Genomic DNA, 15901 nt, shown 5'->3' on the forward strand with positions numbered 1-15901 from the left:
TTTACAAATGAATGGAGGGTTGCACATGGTAAATCGCACAGCATCGGCACACAAAGGCATCCCAACAACAGAAAATCCGAGGGAAAGACCCCAGGTAAATACCCGGACAACAGGGAAAGGGTCTGGACACCCTCCCAAAAAACTCAGTCCTCTTGATGAGTGGAAGGCTGGCCGGGAAAAAGCGATTGGCAATCCTGACTGGTATATTTATGATAATACAATCAGGAAACTTGTATCTGAGATTAATCGGCATTTATCAACATCTAAAAACATCGAAAAATATAAGCCGCTGGACTGGAAATTGATTAAGGCAATGATATGGACTGAAACAGGTGCGGCGGTAACGGCGTGGAAAACGAGACCAATACAGATAGGAAACACAGGAGATGAGGGGATCAAAGAAGTGGTTATTCCTGCTCGCCCTAGAAAGTACAACATCATAATTCCGAAAACATGGAACACATATTTAATCAATAAGACAGATCTTATAAGGAGCAATCCAGAATATAACATCCGGGCGGGCATTGCTCTTTTAATGATAAAAATGTCAGAAACAGAAAAAGATAAAATTGTTTATGACAATGAAAATGAAGATACCTATGAAGTTGTTGAGGGTGATCGTGGTTATAGCTCCATAGCCAAGAAAATAGGTACAACACAGAGTGTTCTTACTAAACTGAATGGCGTTAAAGTCATTCACCCCGGAGATAAACTTAAGTATAAGAAAGCGCATCTGGAACAGTATATACCAGGATGGCTTTTATTTACACCTGAAAACATTCAAAAACAATATAATATAGACCCAACAAAAGCACAACCTGGTCATAGAGGGGATCACACCTATGCGGATAAAATCAGATTCACATACGCTCTCATTGTCGCAGATGAGAGTAAATAACGTTTACAAGGAATAATCAATGAACATAAAAAAAATTCTATGTCTTTTTCTTATATGTGGTGCAGCCAATGCGCATAACATCGATCCTGCGAAATGCAATAATGAGATACAACAGGATGACGTCTATTGGTGCCTTATGGATAAATACCAGCAAAGTGTTATCGCTTTAAAAAAAGAAGAAATTAATGCACAAAAAAGGCTGGAAAGATTCGATAAAAATGAAGGAAAGGAAAGAGGCCTTAATGAAGATGGGACTCTTGCATACGATTCTAACATTCACCTTGCAAGAATAACCTTCCCCGAACTTCATCGTTATTTTATCATTTACAGGGAAAAACAATGCGGCTATGCATCACTTAGTATTGGATCGCTTTCCGGTTATAGGGTTCCAATATCTTCATTATATTGTAAAACCGAGATGAATATTTCACAAATAAAATGGCTTAACGATTATATATAGAGGTTATTATGCGCAAGAAGTTCCTTATTATAATTAATTTCATTATGGCATTTTTTTACTGTAACTATTTATTTGCAGAAAATGTTAACCATATCGTTATTTATGATATGCCGCAAGACTTACGGGATTTTTTTGAAACCGCTGATTCCTGTGAAGGATGGATAAGGGATTTTGATGTTCGTCAAGAAAAATTGACTTATCAGTTTGTAGAGGATTCGATTAAAAGAGACTGCTCAAACATTGAAAATAAATTACTCTCGATGAAAAACAAATACAAGAATAATAAAGATTATTCAGCAAGACTAACGGTCTATGATGATACCATCATAATATATGACGAGTATAAAAAGACGCAAATAAAAAATGAAAGTAATGAGTGATTTTGCGACTATCATTTAATGAGCTAGTGGATGTAGTTATAATGGCGGAGGAGATTCTAAGTATGCAGAAAAATTGCCTTATGTATATGCATTATTTACCTCTGCAACAGGAAATAAAAATCAATGATTAGTATTGCACGGATTTTTATAATATTAGCCACGTTGATATTTAGCTTTTCCTCAATCCATAGTACATATGCAAATAATGTTTATTATCCCAGTAAGAACAACTGTGAATCAGGAGAAGAGGCGGAACTTGTCGACTGCCTGAGAAATGAAGTACTTGAAAGCACTATAACGCTGAGAAAGGCCGAAGAAAATATCAGATTACGTATAAACAAATGGTCTGAAGTCAAAAATGCAGCACTGGATGATGCTATCCCGATTGCACTCTACAGACTGGATAAATCTAATCAAGAGTTTATTCGTTATCGTCTTGCTCAGTGCTCGTTTGCAGAATCATGGGGAAATGGTGTGGGGAGTTTTACTCGCATATATTTCTGTATGGCTGAACTAAACAAACAAAGAGCCGAACAATTGATGCATGCTGATATTCCTAATTATACAGAGGATACGAAATAATCATGACCCGTTTACTGTTATGCTTTTTACTTTTTGTGTGCAACTCATCATATTCACGCGAGGAGCCAGAATATTCAAAAACATATACCCCAGACGAGTATTATTATTTATCTTCTAAAATCCCAAAAGAAGTTCGTCAACTGATAATGAACGTAAATATGGCCCCCCCCCTCGCCGCCATATTCAAGAAAGAGCTCGTACAGAAGTACGGGCTTTTTGCTTATATATCCCCCAAACCAAGGGGGGATGAGAACCACCGACCGGGGTTCGACACAAAAACGCCGGGAGCGTTTTTGAACAGAGCTTGCTCTGGCCCCGAAGGGGCGAGGTCCAGGGATGGGCTGAGTAGCGGCGCAGCCAGCTGGACAGACGACGAGCCTGCGAGGAGACTGCCCGAAGGGCGAGCGAAGCGAGTCAATTCCCCCTTACCGGCATCTTCAAAAAAGAGCCTGTACGAAAGTATCAGACGACTGACAAACCTTGATGCCGAAATGCGCTTCGCTTTTCCAACTGCCAAAACCATCGTTCCCGGAGGTTGGGTGGAACGGCGCGTAACCCAACATTCATACCCAATACCGCAATGTTGGGTTTCGGTTTCGCCTCACCCAACGTTGCCACGTCGGATAATGTGTAACCGCACAACAGGTTTGTCATCAAGCTCGGCTTTTTTCGCATATTGCAATTCAGCCAACCTCACATAAAGTTCATCAAGATTACTGGCGGCGTCTCCTGGCGCATAGAAGAACGGCCCACTAAGGAAGGTCGTTTCCATAATTCCAGACATTAAAATTTTTCGCGTCTCTGCATAGAGTGCTAGCATAATATCCCCTTTATATTTATGGACAACAAAATGAGTGTGCTTTGTGTGGTTGTCTTAACCTACGTAAAACCATTGCATGAAATTGATGCGCAAATCCCTGCACATGTGGAATGGCTAAAAAAAGGTTATGCCGATGGACTTTTTCTGGCTTCCGGGCGAAAAATTCCGCGCACAGGAGGCGTAATACTTGCAAACTATGATGACGCGGATGTACTGCAAAACTATCTGGCACAAGATCCTTTTCGCTTGTCTGGCGTAGCTAAAGTCGATTTGATTCCTTTTGAACCCACAATGATGGTCACGGAATTAAAAGCGGTCTTATAACCAAAAACAACAAAGCCCGACAGTCGGAGTTCACACCAGAACAACGGGCTTTTTTCATATATGTGACCCGTCCATTGCCGGATGGCGGCACAGTTCACGGGCGCCTTATCCGGTCTACATAAGCGCAGCGCCACCGGCCAATAACACCACCATCCGGCTTTCAATTTTAGCCAAGAATTTCAGTGAGTTTAACTTTGCGCCCCTCGTTTGAGGAAAGCGTCGCAGCATCAGCGGTAGCAATAGCATTTGTCGCCGCTTCTCCCGTTAGCAATTTAGCAAACTCCTCGCTTGGCTCCAGACCGTTTATCACATCATGCAAGTACTGCATCTCCAGTTTCATAATTGATGAGAGCCACATCGGCGTACGTTTACCGGGTTTACCATAAGCGATTGCGCCATCCATCTCGCTGGATATGTTACCGTTGCGACGATCATCATCCTCCGCCTGGCTTTCATGCACAAGAAAGTGTGTTTTTTTGCCCGCTTTTATTAGATAACCAGCCGTGTTTTGCATATCAATGAGAATTGCACCTGTCGTGCCCTCAATTAATACATAGTGCTCAGGGTAGTGGAACGATGATCCCCACTGAAGTGTCGCGAAACGACCGCTTTCAAACTCAAGGGTGATTAGGACAACATCATCTTCATCACCAAATTTTTCACCTTTGTGCGCAACATTCCCCGCCGCCATTGAAACCAGGGATGGGGTTTCATCCATGATGAACAGTGTACAATCTAGCTCGTGAATGTGATGGTACAGATGCCCACCTGACTTTGCGCGAATCTTCTTCCATGAGATCTCATCCTGCACGTCTTCAAAACCATTACGTTTAGTGTGAACTTGTGTAACTTCACCAATTTCACCAGCTTTGATGAGCGCTTTAGCGTGGCGAACCCCGTGAAAAAAGTTCATAACGTGACCCGCCATAAAGGTAACACCAGCTTCTTTGCAGGCATCAACCATATCCTTACAATCCTGGTAATTTAAGGCGATAGGTTTTTCACAAAACACGTGTTTACCCGCTTTAGCCGCCGCAATGACTGGCGCTTTATGTAAGTAATTTGGTGAAGCAATAATTACGCAATCCACATCAGGATGGGAACAAAGCGCCTCCATCGTTGCAGTGGCGACACAGTTCAACTCTTTCGCTATCGGAGCCGCATTTACCGGATCGTAAATCGCAGTGATTTTCGCCCCTTCAACCTTAGACATAAATCGCGCCAGTTCAGCGCCAAAATAACCTGTACCTACAACACCGTATTTCGTCATCATTTATCCTCTATTAAAATTCTTTTGTTGATTGAAAACTTTCACGACGTGCTTTTAGTCTATCCGGAATGGATAGGCCAATAATGAGTAGAATTGTTGCGGTCCAGAAAGCAACAATGAACGTTAGCGCAGCGCCTAGCCCCATTGTTATTCCAAGCCAGGTCGCCGCCATTGAATTGAATGTGCCTGATGTCGCAGCAAGATTATAAATCAGCCCGGTACCCAAACCACGAACCTCAAGAGGAAAGTAGTCGTAGAGAAATTTGGGAACCAACCCGCCAACACCTACGTTAGTCGCCATTAAACCGAATAAACATGCGCCCAGCAGTAAATAATTATCTTGCGGAATTCTGAATAACGGGAAAATGAATAAAAAGGACATGAGAAGACCAATGCTGAACGTTTTCTTCAAACCAATTCTATCTGCGCACAGACCCCAAACGATATTTCCCAATACAGTGCCGAATGCCGCCGCCGTCATTAAATTAGAGACCACGCCCGTATCAAAGCCCTCTCCCGCCAAATATGTAGGCAGTAGACCAAAGATCGGCCAGTTTGCGCCGAAAATAGAGAACAGAACAATAAATACACATAATGTCAGTGGAAATTGAGCTCGATTAAATAGCCCTTTCATTGACAAAGAGAAAACTGACCAGGCACTTTGTGAATGCTTTCCGGGACCACTGAGTTTAGCTTCTTCCCACTCTTTAGATTCAGGAGCCCTGGCCCGGATGTAGATTACTAAAAGAACGGGTAGCAAACCGACAAAAAAAGCAGCACGCCAACCATACGCTTCGGCAAATGACGGCATAAAATAGGCTGCTATGATGTTACCAATACCGAAACCTGAAACCAGAAATGCGCTCGCTTTAGATTTTAAATGCTTTGGCCAACTTTCCACGGCATAAGTAGAAGCGCAAGCATACTCCCCCGCCATCCCCATACCGACAATGAAGCGACTAAGCGTCAGCATAATTACACCGGAAGCCAGGCCACTTAACCCTGTACCTACAGAATAGGCAACTATCGACCACATCATTAACGGCTTACGGCCAAATTTGTCTGCCAGCAGACCAAATAGCGCCCCGCCAAATGGTCGCCCAATAAAGGCCGCTGTGGCAAGGAATGCGCCCTCCATATCTGTCAATCCTAAGTCAGCCTTGATCAGATACATAATGTAGAAAATCAGCATAAAGTCGAAGCCATCAAAAACGTAACCCAGCCATGCTGAAAATAAAGCATTTTTTTGTGGACGTGTTATCTCGCTATACCACGGGAAGAATTTTGCTATCACAATAAAACCCTTATTTGCTGTTACCGTCTGAAATGCTTACGGAATTAATTTTTAAGTCATATCAATTGCCGAATAAGACACTATCAATCGGCACTTTCCGACAACCGCCTGAGATCGTAGCTATGTAAGGCGTATATTCATTGTTTATCATCCTTATTCGTAGCTACGTTAAGGACGTGAATACTCAAGACAAAGTCTAACGTTCTGTAACGTAGCTACGGGCTATAAGATTATCGATATGAATACTAAGCAAAGATTAGTACAGTAACTCTTTAACCTTTCTCAAAAGTGGTATTGTAATCCAACGCGATAACGGGTCTGTCTCTCATCGGTATTATTTCTCACCGCTACATTTCCGACCTCAACGTATGGTGTAAATGACTTATTCAGTTTCCAGGCTAAAGCCACATTATGTTCATAGTTTGTTTTTTTGTTATCAAATTTAATTTGATCGCTATCCATCCAGGTAAAGTTATATTCTAATTTCAACTCATCAAAAAGATAACCTATATAAGTATCAAATCTATTCGTTTTCTCATCATCACTATAGTTAGCTGTCTTCCTTGCATAGTCATAACGGTAACGACCAGCCATATAAACACCAGAATCAAAATTATATTGCCCCCTTAAATAAGGCTTATAAATTGAAGTGTCTGGACCGCTTTCAAATATAAATCCAGGCTGCAAAACAAAATTGTCCGTAACTTTATAATTATAACTTACGCCCAGTTCTATAGCGTTTGCGACGAGATCGCTTAAATGCTTATCCTGCTCACCATCTACTCCTCCCGATTTAACGCTGGCATCGACATAAAAACCAATGCCGTTAGGAAGCTTTTCAATTATAGCAATACGGTCTTTATTAATTCTGGTTCTATCAGCATATTCATGCCGATAATCAAGGGTTGCCGCTTGTAGATATGATGAAAATGCTATAAACGAAACCATACCCAGAAGATATTTGTTGATTTTCATAAAATACTCCGCTCATCAATTAACTTTATTTTTGTATTTAAAAAATTATTTTATTAATAAATTACCATCACGCATGGTAAAGGAGGTTACAGACGAAACAGGTTTCCCTTTAGCATTTTCACCACCAATAAGGAAAACTTCATCACCATAACTTACTGATACACCATAGCCGAGAGGTTGTTTCATTTTACCCATATATTGCCAATGGCCATTAACCAAACCATAGACTTCATCTCGCCATTTTTTATTTATTCCTTCGTGGGAATAAAACTTTCCATTGGTATAATTTTGTTTTGCTCCCGGAAAATTCGCGCCACCACCGACAAGCAGGACACCGTGACTATAGCCCGAAAATGCTCCGGCCAACCCTTCTTGCTGTTGTTCTCCAGGCGATGGCGGTAACTGGCTGTTCTTCAACCATGTTAGCTTATCGTTATCCCACATGGCGCGGTAAATCACATCGGTACGTAAACCCGGTTTGAGCTCACCATTAATCAGCATCAGGAAATTATTTTCCATTACCGATGACGATCCTGCCGTCCCCGCGCCTGGCAGCTCACCGGCATTCTTCCATGTGTTCTCTTTAGCATTGTAGATAAATACGATTTTATTAAAAAAATAATCTTTGGCAGGTTTATTAAAATAATTATAGATGACTTTATTTTTTTCACTTTCATCCGCAGCTTCTATATCAATAAAATACTTATCAAAGATATGCTCATTAACCCCTCCGGTAATAAGTACCATCGTTTCGTTTAATTTTACTCCCGTATGCCCTGTTAATCCAACTGGAGATATAGTGTCAACTTTTTGCCATGTATTTTTCACCGGTGAGTATTTGTACACATCGCTATAAACCTGCAACGGTGATTCACTGTTTTTTTTCCCTACGCCACCAAAAACATAAAGCTCATCATTTAAAAATACCGACACTGATTGCTCACGAGCTCCACCAGGAAACGACTTTATACGCTCCCAGTCTTTATGTTGCTTTTTAAGATCAATTTTATACCAGGATGTCCCTGCGGTACCTAAGCCGACATAAATCACGCCATTATTATCAATAGCGCCAGTACCATTTTTCAGTGGTTCTGGTATATCAGGAAGCGTCGTTGCATATCCTGATGTGGTGATAGCGACTGATAAACATAGCGCCATTAGCGTCATCATTTTCTTAAAATTTTTCATCTGCATCCCCATGCGAAGAAATACAATTGGAGTAAAGCTTCATCATTAGTGATATTATGGTGCACAATTTCAACAATGATAATGACAAAATGTGACCAAGCGCTAAAAATAATTACATGAGGTTATCATGTGCGAGGTAAAAGCACACCATGGTGATGTTAGAAGTGATTATGGGTGACCTGTTATGGTCAAACTCATTAGTGATAGCATTCGAATAAATACAACAAGAATTATGTGATGCATTTCATACTGGCTATCCCGTGGCGTATAAGCTCCTTCTGAGCATTTTATCTTTATGCCGGAAGCAGTTAATAAAATACAGCATGCTGCCGTCAGAGTGAATTGTATTTGTCTTGTAGCTTCAGGTTATAGCCTCAAATCCGCTGGCGCAGTAATTGAATAACAAACATACCTTATGACTGTGTTCACATTTTTCTATCTTTTTGCTTGATGCAGCAACACTCCGCAACATAATATAAAACGGAGCAAAACTTCAAAATATATAAGGCGGAACTGGATGTCACTATTAGCCAGGCTGGAACAAAGTGTACACGAAAACGGTGGGCTGATTGTCTCATGCCAACCGGTACCAGGCAGCCCTATGGATAAACCTGAAATTGTGGCTGCAATGGCACAGGCAGCGGCTTCGGCGGGTGCGGTCGCTGTGCGCATTGAAGGCATTGAGAATCTGCGGGCTGTTCGTCCCCATCTTTCTGTTCCTATTATTGGGATAATTAAACGTGACCTTACAGGGTCGCCAGTCCGTATCACTCCCTATTTACAGGATGTTGACGCCCTGGCGCAGGCAGGTGCCGATATTATCGCTTTTGATGCCTCATTCCGCTCTCGCCCGGTTGATATTGATAGTTTACTGACACGTATTCGCCTGCATGGATTACTGGCGATGGCAGACTGTTCAACCGTGAATGAAGGCATAAGTTGCCATCAGAAAGGAATCGAATTCATTGGTACAACACTGTCTGGCTATACCGGCCCCATCACGCCGGTTGAGCCAGATTTGGCAATGGTGACACAACTGAGCCATGCAGGTTGTCGTGTTATTGCCGAGGGGCGCTATAACACGCCTGCACTGGCGGCCAATGCTATTGAGCATGGTGCCTGGGCAGTTACCGTTGGTTCCGCTATCACCCGTATCGAGCATATCTGTCAGTGGTTCAGTCACGCAGTAAAACGCTGAACAGGAAAAGAAAATGAACACGCTTACTATTGATATGTATGTCTCAGAGAATAATCCGACGTTAATAATGCTATCGGCAAATACGATCCCCAGGCCTGAAGCCTGTTTGAACGCAATATCGGATATCTGCTATTTCAGGTATCCGGCAGGACATACGTCTGGGCATCACCATTGGTGGAGCATAAATGCTCTGCCTTTTACATCTCATGATTACCGTCATTGAGAGTAACAAAAACTATTACTTGATCTGAATATCGTATCGTCTGAATGATGGGAAGATAAAAATACACAGACGATGACCGCAACTCTACTCAAAACCATAAGCAGGAAAGAACTATGATTACACATTCTTTCGGCATCGTTAACTATCTTGTATTATTTGGCTACCTCCTGGCCATGATGTTAGTCGGTGTCTATTTTTCCAGACGGCAAAAAACAGCAGACGATTATTTTCGCGGTGGTGGCCGGGTTCCTGGTTGGGCGGCTGGGGTCAGTGTATTTGCTACTACGTTAAGCTCAATTACATTTATGTCAATTCCTGCCAAAGCGTTTACTTCCGACTGGACGTTTATCATTGGTCAGTATCTGGCTATCGCAATTTTACCGCTGGTTTTTTATTTCTATATTCCGTTTTTTCGGAAATTGAAAGTCACATCAGCCTATGAATATCTCGAAGCACGGTTCGATGTGCGCTGCCGTCTATTCGCCAGCATGTCATTTATGTTGTTTCATATCGGACGTATCGCCATTATCACTTTCCTCACCGTGCTGGCCTTGCGCCCCTTCATCGCTATAGACCCGGTGATTTTGGTACTGTTGATTAGCGTGATGTGTATCATTTATACTTGGATGGGTGGAATTGAAGGAGTAATATGGACTGATGTTATTCAAGGCCTCTTACTTTCTGGCAGCGCGATACTGATTTTTATAGTGATATGTCTCAAAGTCCAGGGCGGCATTGGTGAAATTTTTACGGTGACGCAGCAGGCGGATAAATTCTTTCCGGCTACGCAGTTCCACTGGAGCTGGACGGAAAGCACAGTACCTGTATTGATGATTGGTTTTCTGTTTGCCAATATTCAGCAATTTACTGCCAGTCAGGATGTGGTCCAACGCTATATCGTGACTGACTCCATAGAGGAAACGAAGAAAACATTACTTACAAATGCCAAACTGGTTGCTGTGATCCCTGTTTTCTTTTTTGCTATCGGCTCGGCATTGTTTGTCTACTATCAGCAACATCCACAATTATTACCGGCGGGATTCAACACTGGCGGCATTTTGCCCTTATTCGTGGTCACCGAAATGCCAGTCGGCATTGCAGGGTTGATAATCGCCGCTATTTTCGCTGCTGCGCAGTCCAGTATCTCCAGCAGCTTAAACAGCATTTCCAGTTGTTTTAATTCCGATATCTATCAGCGTTTGAGTCATAAAAAAAGAACGCCTGAAAACCGTATGAAAATAGCTAAGTTAGTTATTCTGGTCGCGGGCCTGATAAGTAGCGCGGCCTCAGTATGGCTGGTCATGGCCGATGAATCAGAAATCTGGGATGCATTTAATAGTCTGATAGGTCTGATGGGAGGGCCAATGACCGGTCTGTTCATGCTGGGCATTTTCTTTAAACGAGCAAATGCCGGGAGTGCGGTTTTAGGAATTATTATCAGCGTCATTACCGTGCTGGGCGCACGCTATGCCACTGACCTTAACTTCTTCTTTTATGGGGTCATTGGCTCGCTAAGCGTGGTGATCAGCGGCGTTATTTTCGCCCCGTTATTTGCCCCGGCACCGCCATTGACGCTGGATGAAAAACCTGAGCCAAAGGTGACATTATGATTTCATGATACCACGCTATACCGACACAGCACACGGTGACGCCAACGCGCGGGGCGACAATACCGGGCCAGATATAAACCATCCGTCAGATGGCGCGCTATAAACACCGTAAGAGCAAACAGATTACTCTCCAGTGATGTTCTGTCATAAGTTGGCAACGCGATGTAAATATTCCCCCTCCTTTACTTACATCGCGCTTTTTTTCATGCCGCAGACTTGATAGGCTCTGCTCTGTTCGATATTGCAGGCTTTGTGCCGCAATCAGCCCTCAAGAGCAGGAACTATATGGAGCCTCAACCCCCACGTCTTAAACCCGGAAAAATCCTTGACACTCTGGGTGCTATGCAAAAAAGCCTGACACGTGCCTCCCAGCGTATTGCGCAATATATTTTAGCCTTCCCCAGACAGGTGACACAGTCATCTATTGCCGATTTGTCGCGCGACACACAGGCCGGAGAAGCCACGGTTATTCGCTTTTGTCGCACCCTGGGCTATAAAGGTTTTCAGGATTTTAAAATGGACCTGGCCATTGAACTTGCCACTACCGAGTCTGATGACAGTAGTCCTCTACTGGATGCCGAAGTTAGCGAATCCGACGATGCCCACGCCATTGGTTTAAAATTGCAGAACACCATTAGTAATGTATTGTCTGAAACGCTAAATCTGCTTGATATGCAACAGGTTCTCGGTGTCGTGGACGCCCTACGTCACTGTCACTCAGTTTATATCTTTGGTGTGGGCTCATCGGGGATCACGGCGCTGGATATGAAACACAAGCTAATGCGTATTGGTTTACGGGGCGATGCGGTAAGCAATAACCATTTTATGTACATGCAGGCTACGCTATTAAAAGCAGGCGATGTCGCGATGGGTGTCAGTCACTCGGGCACATCGCCAGAAACAGTGCATTCACTCCGATTGGCCCGACAGGCTGGCGCCACCACAGTCGCCATTACCCATAATCTGGGTTCTCCATTATGTGAAGAGGCCGATTTTTGCCTGATCAATGGTAATCGGCAAGGAATGTTGCAGGGTGACTCGATCGGTACGAAAGCCGCGCAGCTTTTCGTCTTTGACCTGCTCTATACCCTTCTTGTACAGTCCTCGCCGGAACAGGCCCGAGAAAGCAAATTACGGACAATGAATGCCCTGGACATGACAAAATAATTCCCTTCACGTACAGGCGTCATTTTCCTTTTTTGTCCATGAGTCTGCTGGACGCTTTATAGACAACAAAGCCCGGTCTCCCGGGCTCTGAAAGTCAATGCTATATTAGCTGTATGCGTGGAGCGTTCGCTGACAAAGCGCCGAGCGCACGCAGTCGTCTTTGTTGAAATGCACAATCCCTACCATTTCATCTTCTTCAAAGCGTTCCAACGCATCGCTCAATCCGGAACGCACGCCGCGCGGCAGGTCGCATTGCGTAATATCGCCATTGACAATGACCGTGACATTTTCGCCTAGTCGCGTCAAAAACATTTTCATTTGCGCCGCAGTCACATTTTGCGCCTCGTCGAGGATCACGACCGCATTTTCAAAAGTACGCCCACGCATATAGGCGAACGGGGCAATTTCTACCTTACCGATTTCCGGGCGCAAACAATATTGCATAAAGGACGTGCCCAACCGTTTAAGCAGGACATCGTAGACGGGACGAAAATAAGGCGCAAATTTTTCAGCGATATCACCGGGCAAAAAACCAAGATCTTCATCAGCCTGCAATACCGGACGCGTCACAATGATCCTCTCGACGTCCTTATGAATCAATGCTTCTGCCGCCTTTGCCGCACTGATCCATGTTTTTCCACAGCCGGCTTCGCCGGTCGCAAAAATAAGCTGTTTACTGTCGATAGCGTTCAGATAATGCGCCTGTGCTTCATTTCGCGCCTTAACAGGCGAGGTATCGCGACTATCGCGCGCCATGCCAATGGCTTCTACTCCGCCCATCTGTACCAGTGACGTGACCGATTCTTCTTCACGTTGCTTATGACTACGCGAATCTCGTCTCAACACACGCTTTGCTTCACGACGAGCTTTGATCACTGCTTTTTGTCTTCCCATGGATAGCACCTTGAGTTGTAGGTATACATCACCCGCGTTCTCTTGAACGCGATTATGCGCACACACATCTGAGGGTTGGCTTCCTTGTAAGCCTTAGCTTGCTTTTTGAAACGACGCCACACACGGCTACGCGCACCACATATGACGTCATGGGTATGGACAGTAAGAGAAATGATGAGAGCTTTTAAGATGACAAGACCACCACCGGAGAGAGAATGTCCGTACAGGGTGTTGTAACTACTGTAAACAATGTGTCCTGGTGCGGACATTACCATTCGCGATCTCCATAGTGAGTGACCATCACTGCCGGGGAACTACCGCTATTACTACTAAGTACAACACAAAACATCAATAATGCAACAATATATTCACCAAACATTAACCAAACATTATTGCGTCATTGTCAGTCTCTTACAGAAAGATTACACAATTATTTCATTGGCAGGAGACTAAAAAAGATAATCATTAGCTACTATGGGTATTAATGGTAAAACCACCCATAACCCATTGAATATTCAACATATAAAAGGTTAAAACGGAGTAATTAACGTGTCCTCTCTCCCATCGCTAAAACGGCATTATTTATGCAAAATTTTGTGCGGCATACTTACGCCGGTAACGCTGACTCGTTTTAATTTTTGTCATTACTCTATTGCGTCAAGGCTATTGGTACCATTAACAGGCGATTTCATATATGGCCAGTTAGTGATTACTCGAGACGTATTACGCCCGCGTTAACGGCGCTCAAGGGCTAAAAATAGTTTGAGAGAGCGTCCTCATTTACCTGAACATCTTCAGTCAATCGGTACGGGACTTATCAGAGGACCAGGCAGGCGTATAACGCCGCCTGGTAAAATATGTCCGATGGCGATAATGCTATCGGACATGTCGGTTATTCCGCCTGTAGCTTCGACGGCGGCGCGGAATGATAATGCGCGTCCGCTTTTGCAAAGCGTTCCTGCATCGCTGCTGTCGGCGCTTTGCCAAGCAGGCTAAAGATTACGATCCCCAGGCTGCCGAAAATGAAGCCAGGGATAATCTCATACAGATCCAGCCAGCCATATTGTTTCCAGACGATAACCGTCACCGCGCCAATAATCATTCCCGCCAGCGCGCCGTTACGTGTCATACGCGACCACATCACAGAAAACAGGACAACAGGCCCAAATGCCGCGCCGAATCCAGCCCAGGCGTAGCTCACCAGCCCCAGCACACGGTTATCGGGGTTCGCCGCCAGCGCAATGGCGATCAGCGCTACCACCAGCACCATCACTCGCCCTACCCATACCAGCTCTTGCTGGCTGGCGCTTTTACGCAGAAAAGCCTTATATAAATCTTCTGTAATCGCGCTGGAGCATACCAGCAACTGACAGCTCAACGTCGACATCACCGCCGCCAGGATAGCAGACAGCAGAACACCGGCAATCCACGGGTTAAACAGGATCTGCGCCAGTTCAATAAATACGCGTTCTGAGTTTTGGTTCACCGCCCCGGCCAGCGCGGGGTTATTGTTAAAGTACGCAATGCCAAAGAAGCCCACCGCCACCGCGCCCGCCAGACACAGAATCATCCAGGTCATACTGATACGACGCGCATGAACAATACTGTGATGGGAATCCGCCGCCATAAAGCGCGCCAGGATATGCGGCTGACCGAAGTAACCCAGTCCCCAGCCCATCAGAGAAATAATAGCGACAAAATTCAGCCCCTTGAGCATGTCGACATTCTCGATGCTCTTTTGCTTGATCACCTCCAGCGACTCGCTAAAACCGCCTACGCCGACAATAACCATCACCGGCGTCAGGATTAACGCAAAAATCATCAGGCTGGCCTGAACGGTATCCGTCCAGCTAACGGCAAGAAACCCGCCGATAAAGGTATAAATAATGGTTGCCGCGGCCCCCGCCCACAGTGCGGTTTCATAGCTCATACCGAAGGTGCTTTCGAACAGTCGTGCCCCAGCGACAATACCTGATGCGCAATAGATAGTGAAAAACAGCAGAATGACCAGCGCGGAAATAATACGCAGGACTCGGCTCTTATCTTCAAACCGACCGGTAAAATAGTCCGGTAGCGTGAGCGCGTTATTGTTAAATTCGGTATGCACGCGCAGGCGCCCGGCCACCAGCTTCCAGTTAATCCATGCGCCTAACGTCAGGCCAATGGCGATCCAGCTTTCAGAGATCCCCGACAGAAAGATAGCGCCAGGCAGCCCCATTAACAGCCAGCCGCTCATATCCGACGCGCCGGCTGATAAAGCCGTAACAAACGGCCCCAGGCTGCGACCGCCAAGAATATAGTCATCAAAGTTTTTGGTTGAGCGCCAGGCGATAAACCCAATCAATATCATGCCAAAAATATAGACACAGAATGTCACCAACATCGGTGTGCTAATAGCCATCAAGGTTCTCCAAATTTATTTATTGGCACTACCGTAGCGTGCCGTTTTGTACCCTGCCGGAACGTGGCAAGGGTGTTATGTTTACCAGGGCGACCGTATCCTGCCGGAAGCGGTGGTTATTCACAATCGATTTAACACACCATTTACATCAAATTTGATTGCAGAGGGATACTATTTTTCTCCAGGTTGCACTCTCTCACATTTTTTGCGGTTGCAC

The 15901-nt window shown here is 44.5% G+C and carries 15 protein-coding genes; 8 read left to right on the plus strand and 7 right to left on the minus strand.

Annotated elements, in window-relative coordinates; translation table 11 throughout:
- The first annotated feature begins 25 nt into the window (after nt 1-25).
- The 4 genes from J1G48_RS13855 to J1G48_RS13870 all read left to right on the plus strand — a co-directional run bounded on the left by J1G48_RS13855 (nt 26) and on the right by J1G48_RS13870 (nt 2320).
- Complete coding sequence (locus J1G48_RS13855; RefSeq protein WP_000248213.1) at nt 26-898, plus strand: LysM peptidoglycan-binding domain-containing protein; 873 nt, start codon at nt 26-28, stop codon at nt 896-898.
- Between the two features lie 19 nt (nt 899-917).
- Complete coding sequence (locus tag J1G48_RS13860) at nt 918-1358, plus strand: hypothetical protein (protein WP_001022121.1); 441 nt, start codon at nt 918-920, stop codon at nt 1356-1358.
- An 8-nt stretch (nt 1359-1366) separates the two neighbouring features.
- Entirely contained in the window at nt 1367-1738 is a 372-nt protein-coding gene (locus tag J1G48_RS13865; protein WP_001227393.1) for a hypothetical protein, read from the plus strand.
- Nucleotides 1739-1861: 123 nt separating this feature from the next.
- Nucleotides 1862-2320, plus strand: a complete 459-nt coding sequence (locus J1G48_RS13870; protein WP_000623373.1) for a lysozyme inhibitor LprI family protein — start codon at nt 1862-1864, stop codon at nt 2318-2320.
- Nucleotides 2321-2921: 601 nt separating this feature from the next.
- Here the strand turns inward: J1G48_RS13870 and J1G48_RS13875 are convergent.
- Nucleotides 2922-3140, minus strand: a complete 219-nt coding sequence (locus J1G48_RS13875) for a hypothetical protein (RefSeq protein WP_000880618.1) — start codon at nt 3138-3140, stop codon at nt 2922-2924.
- Between the two features lie 30 nt (nt 3141-3170).
- Here J1G48_RS13875 and J1G48_RS13880 point away from each other — a divergent pair, with 30 nt between their 5' ends.
- A complete protein-coding gene (locus J1G48_RS13880) occupies nt 3171-3464 on the plus strand; it encodes a YciI family protein (protein ID WP_000114401.1) in 294 nt (97 codons plus the stop codon).
- 166 nt (nt 3465-3630) lie between these two features.
- Here J1G48_RS13880 and J1G48_RS13885 read toward each other — a convergent pair whose 3' ends face one another.
- The 4 genes from J1G48_RS13885 to J1G48_RS13900 form a co-directional block, all read right to left on the minus strand.
- On the minus strand, nt 3631-4737 hold the full coding sequence (locus J1G48_RS13885) for a Gfo/Idh/MocA family oxidoreductase (RefSeq protein ID WP_000988586.1): 1107 nt from the start codon (nt 4735-4737) through the stop codon (nt 3631-3633).
- Between the two features lie 10 nt (nt 4738-4747).
- The gene (locus J1G48_RS13890; RefSeq protein ID WP_000560758.1) at nt 4748-6028 is read right to left on the minus strand and encodes an MFS transporter; all 1281 of its coding nucleotides are present in this window, start codon (nt 6026-6028) and stop codon (nt 4748-4750) included.
- Between the two features lie 282 nt (nt 6029-6310).
- The gene (locus J1G48_RS13895) at nt 6311-7003 is read right to left on the minus strand and encodes an oligogalacturonate-specific porin KdgM family protein (RefSeq protein ID WP_000700608.1); all 693 of its coding nucleotides are present in this window, start codon (nt 7001-7003) and stop codon (nt 6311-6313) included.
- 45 nt (nt 7004-7048) lie between these two features.
- A complete protein-coding gene (locus J1G48_RS13900) occupies nt 7049-8203 on the minus strand; it encodes an N-acetylneuraminate epimerase (protein WP_000525764.1) in 1155 nt (384 codons plus the stop codon).
- A gap of 505 nt (nt 8204-8708) precedes the next feature.
- On the opposite strand from J1G48_RS13900, the gene J1G48_RS13905 reads away from it, so the two are divergent.
- The 3 genes from J1G48_RS13905 (at nt 8709) to J1G48_RS13915 (ending at nt 12389) form a co-directional block, all read left to right on the plus strand.
- Nucleotides 8709-9389 carry an N-acetylmannosamine-6-phosphate 2-epimerase gene (locus tag J1G48_RS13905; protein ID WP_000054241.1) on the plus strand — a complete coding sequence of 227 codons (681 nt, stop codon included), beginning with the start codon at nt 8709-8711 and terminating at the stop codon, nt 9387-9389.
- A 336-nt stretch (nt 9390-9725) separates the two neighbouring features.
- Nucleotides 9726-11222, plus strand: coding sequence for a sodium:solute symporter (locus tag J1G48_RS13910; protein ID WP_000628085.1), 1497 nt, complete (start codon nt 9726-9728; stop codon nt 11220-11222).
- Between the two features lie 285 nt (nt 11223-11507).
- Nucleotides 11508-12389 carry a MurR/RpiR family transcriptional regulator gene (locus tag J1G48_RS13915; RefSeq protein ID WP_000433673.1) on the plus strand — a complete coding sequence of 294 codons (882 nt, stop codon included), beginning with the start codon at nt 11508-11510 and terminating at the stop codon, nt 12387-12389.
- Between the two features lie 105 nt (nt 12390-12494).
- Here J1G48_RS13915 and phoH read toward each other — a convergent pair whose 3' ends face one another.
- Nucleotides 12495-13283, minus strand: coding sequence for a phosphate starvation-inducible protein PhoH (phoH, locus tag J1G48_RS13920; protein ID WP_000533528.1), 789 nt, complete (start codon nt 13281-13283; stop codon nt 12495-12497).
- Nucleotides 13284-14175: 892 nt separating this feature from the next.
- Nucleotides 14176-15684 (minus strand): sodium/proline symporter PutP, encoded by a 1509-nt coding sequence (gene putP, locus J1G48_RS13925; RefSeq protein WP_001018467.1) that lies wholly within the window; start codon nt 15682-15684, stop codon nt 14176-14178.
- Nucleotides 15685-15901 lie beyond the last annotated feature (217 nt).

The sequence above is a fragment of the Salmonella sp. SAL-020 genome (assembly GCF_017372215.1).
GTDB classification, from domain to species: Bacteria; Pseudomonadota; Gammaproteobacteria; order Enterobacterales; family Enterobacteriaceae; genus Salmonella; species Salmonella enterica.

Bases quoted from the DNA above. Each gene is read 5' to 3' on its own strand.
- J1G48_RS13895 (WP_000700608.1), bottom strand. From the start codon at position 7,003: ATGAAAATCAACAAATATCTTCTGGGTATGGTTTCGTTTATAGCATTT.
- J1G48_RS13870 (WP_000623373.1), top strand. From the start codon at position 1,862: ATGATTAGTATTGCACGGATTTTTATAATATTAGCCACGTTGATATTT.
- J1G48_RS13860 (WP_001022121.1), top strand. From the start codon at position 918: ATGAACATAAAAAAAATTCTATGTCTTTTTCTTATATGTGGTGCAGCC.
- J1G48_RS13865 (WP_001227393.1), top strand. From the start codon at position 1,367: ATGCGCAAGAAGTTCCTTATTATAATTAATTTCATTATGGCATTTTTT.
- J1G48_RS13900 (WP_000525764.1), bottom strand. From the start codon at position 8,203: ATGGGGATGCAGATGAAAAATTTTAAGAAAATGATGACGCTAATGGCG.
- J1G48_RS13880 (WP_000114401.1), top strand. From the start codon at position 3,171: ATGAGTGTGCTTTGTGTGGTTGTCTTAACCTACGTAAAACCATTGCAT.
- J1G48_RS13875 (WP_000880618.1), bottom strand. From the start codon at position 3,140: ATGCTAGCACTCTATGCAGAGACGCGAAAAATTTTAATGTCTGGAATT.
- J1G48_RS13905 (WP_000054241.1), top strand. From the start codon at position 8,709: ATGTCACTATTAGCCAGGCTGGAACAAAGTGTACACGAAAACGGTGGG.
- J1G48_RS13885 (WP_000988586.1), bottom strand. From the start codon at position 4,737: ATGATGACGAAATACGGTGTTGTAGGTACAGGTTATTTTGGCGCTGAA.
- J1G48_RS13915 (WP_000433673.1), top strand. From the start codon at position 11,508: ATGGAGCCTCAACCCCCACGTCTTAAACCCGGAAAAATCCTTGACACT.
- J1G48_RS13855 (WP_000248213.1), top strand. From the start codon at position 26: ATGGTAAATCGCACAGCATCGGCACACAAAGGCATCCCAACAACAGAA.
- J1G48_RS13910 (WP_000628085.1), top strand. From the start codon at position 9,726: ATGATTACACATTCTTTCGGCATCGTTAACTATCTTGTATTATTTGGC.
- phoH (WP_000533528.1), bottom strand. From the start codon at position 13,283: ATGGGAAGACAAAAAGCAGTGATCAAAGCTCGTCGTGAAGCAAAGCGT.
- putP (WP_001018467.1), bottom strand. From the start codon at position 15,684: ATGGCTATTAGCACACCGATGTTGGTGACATTCTGTGTCTATATTTTT.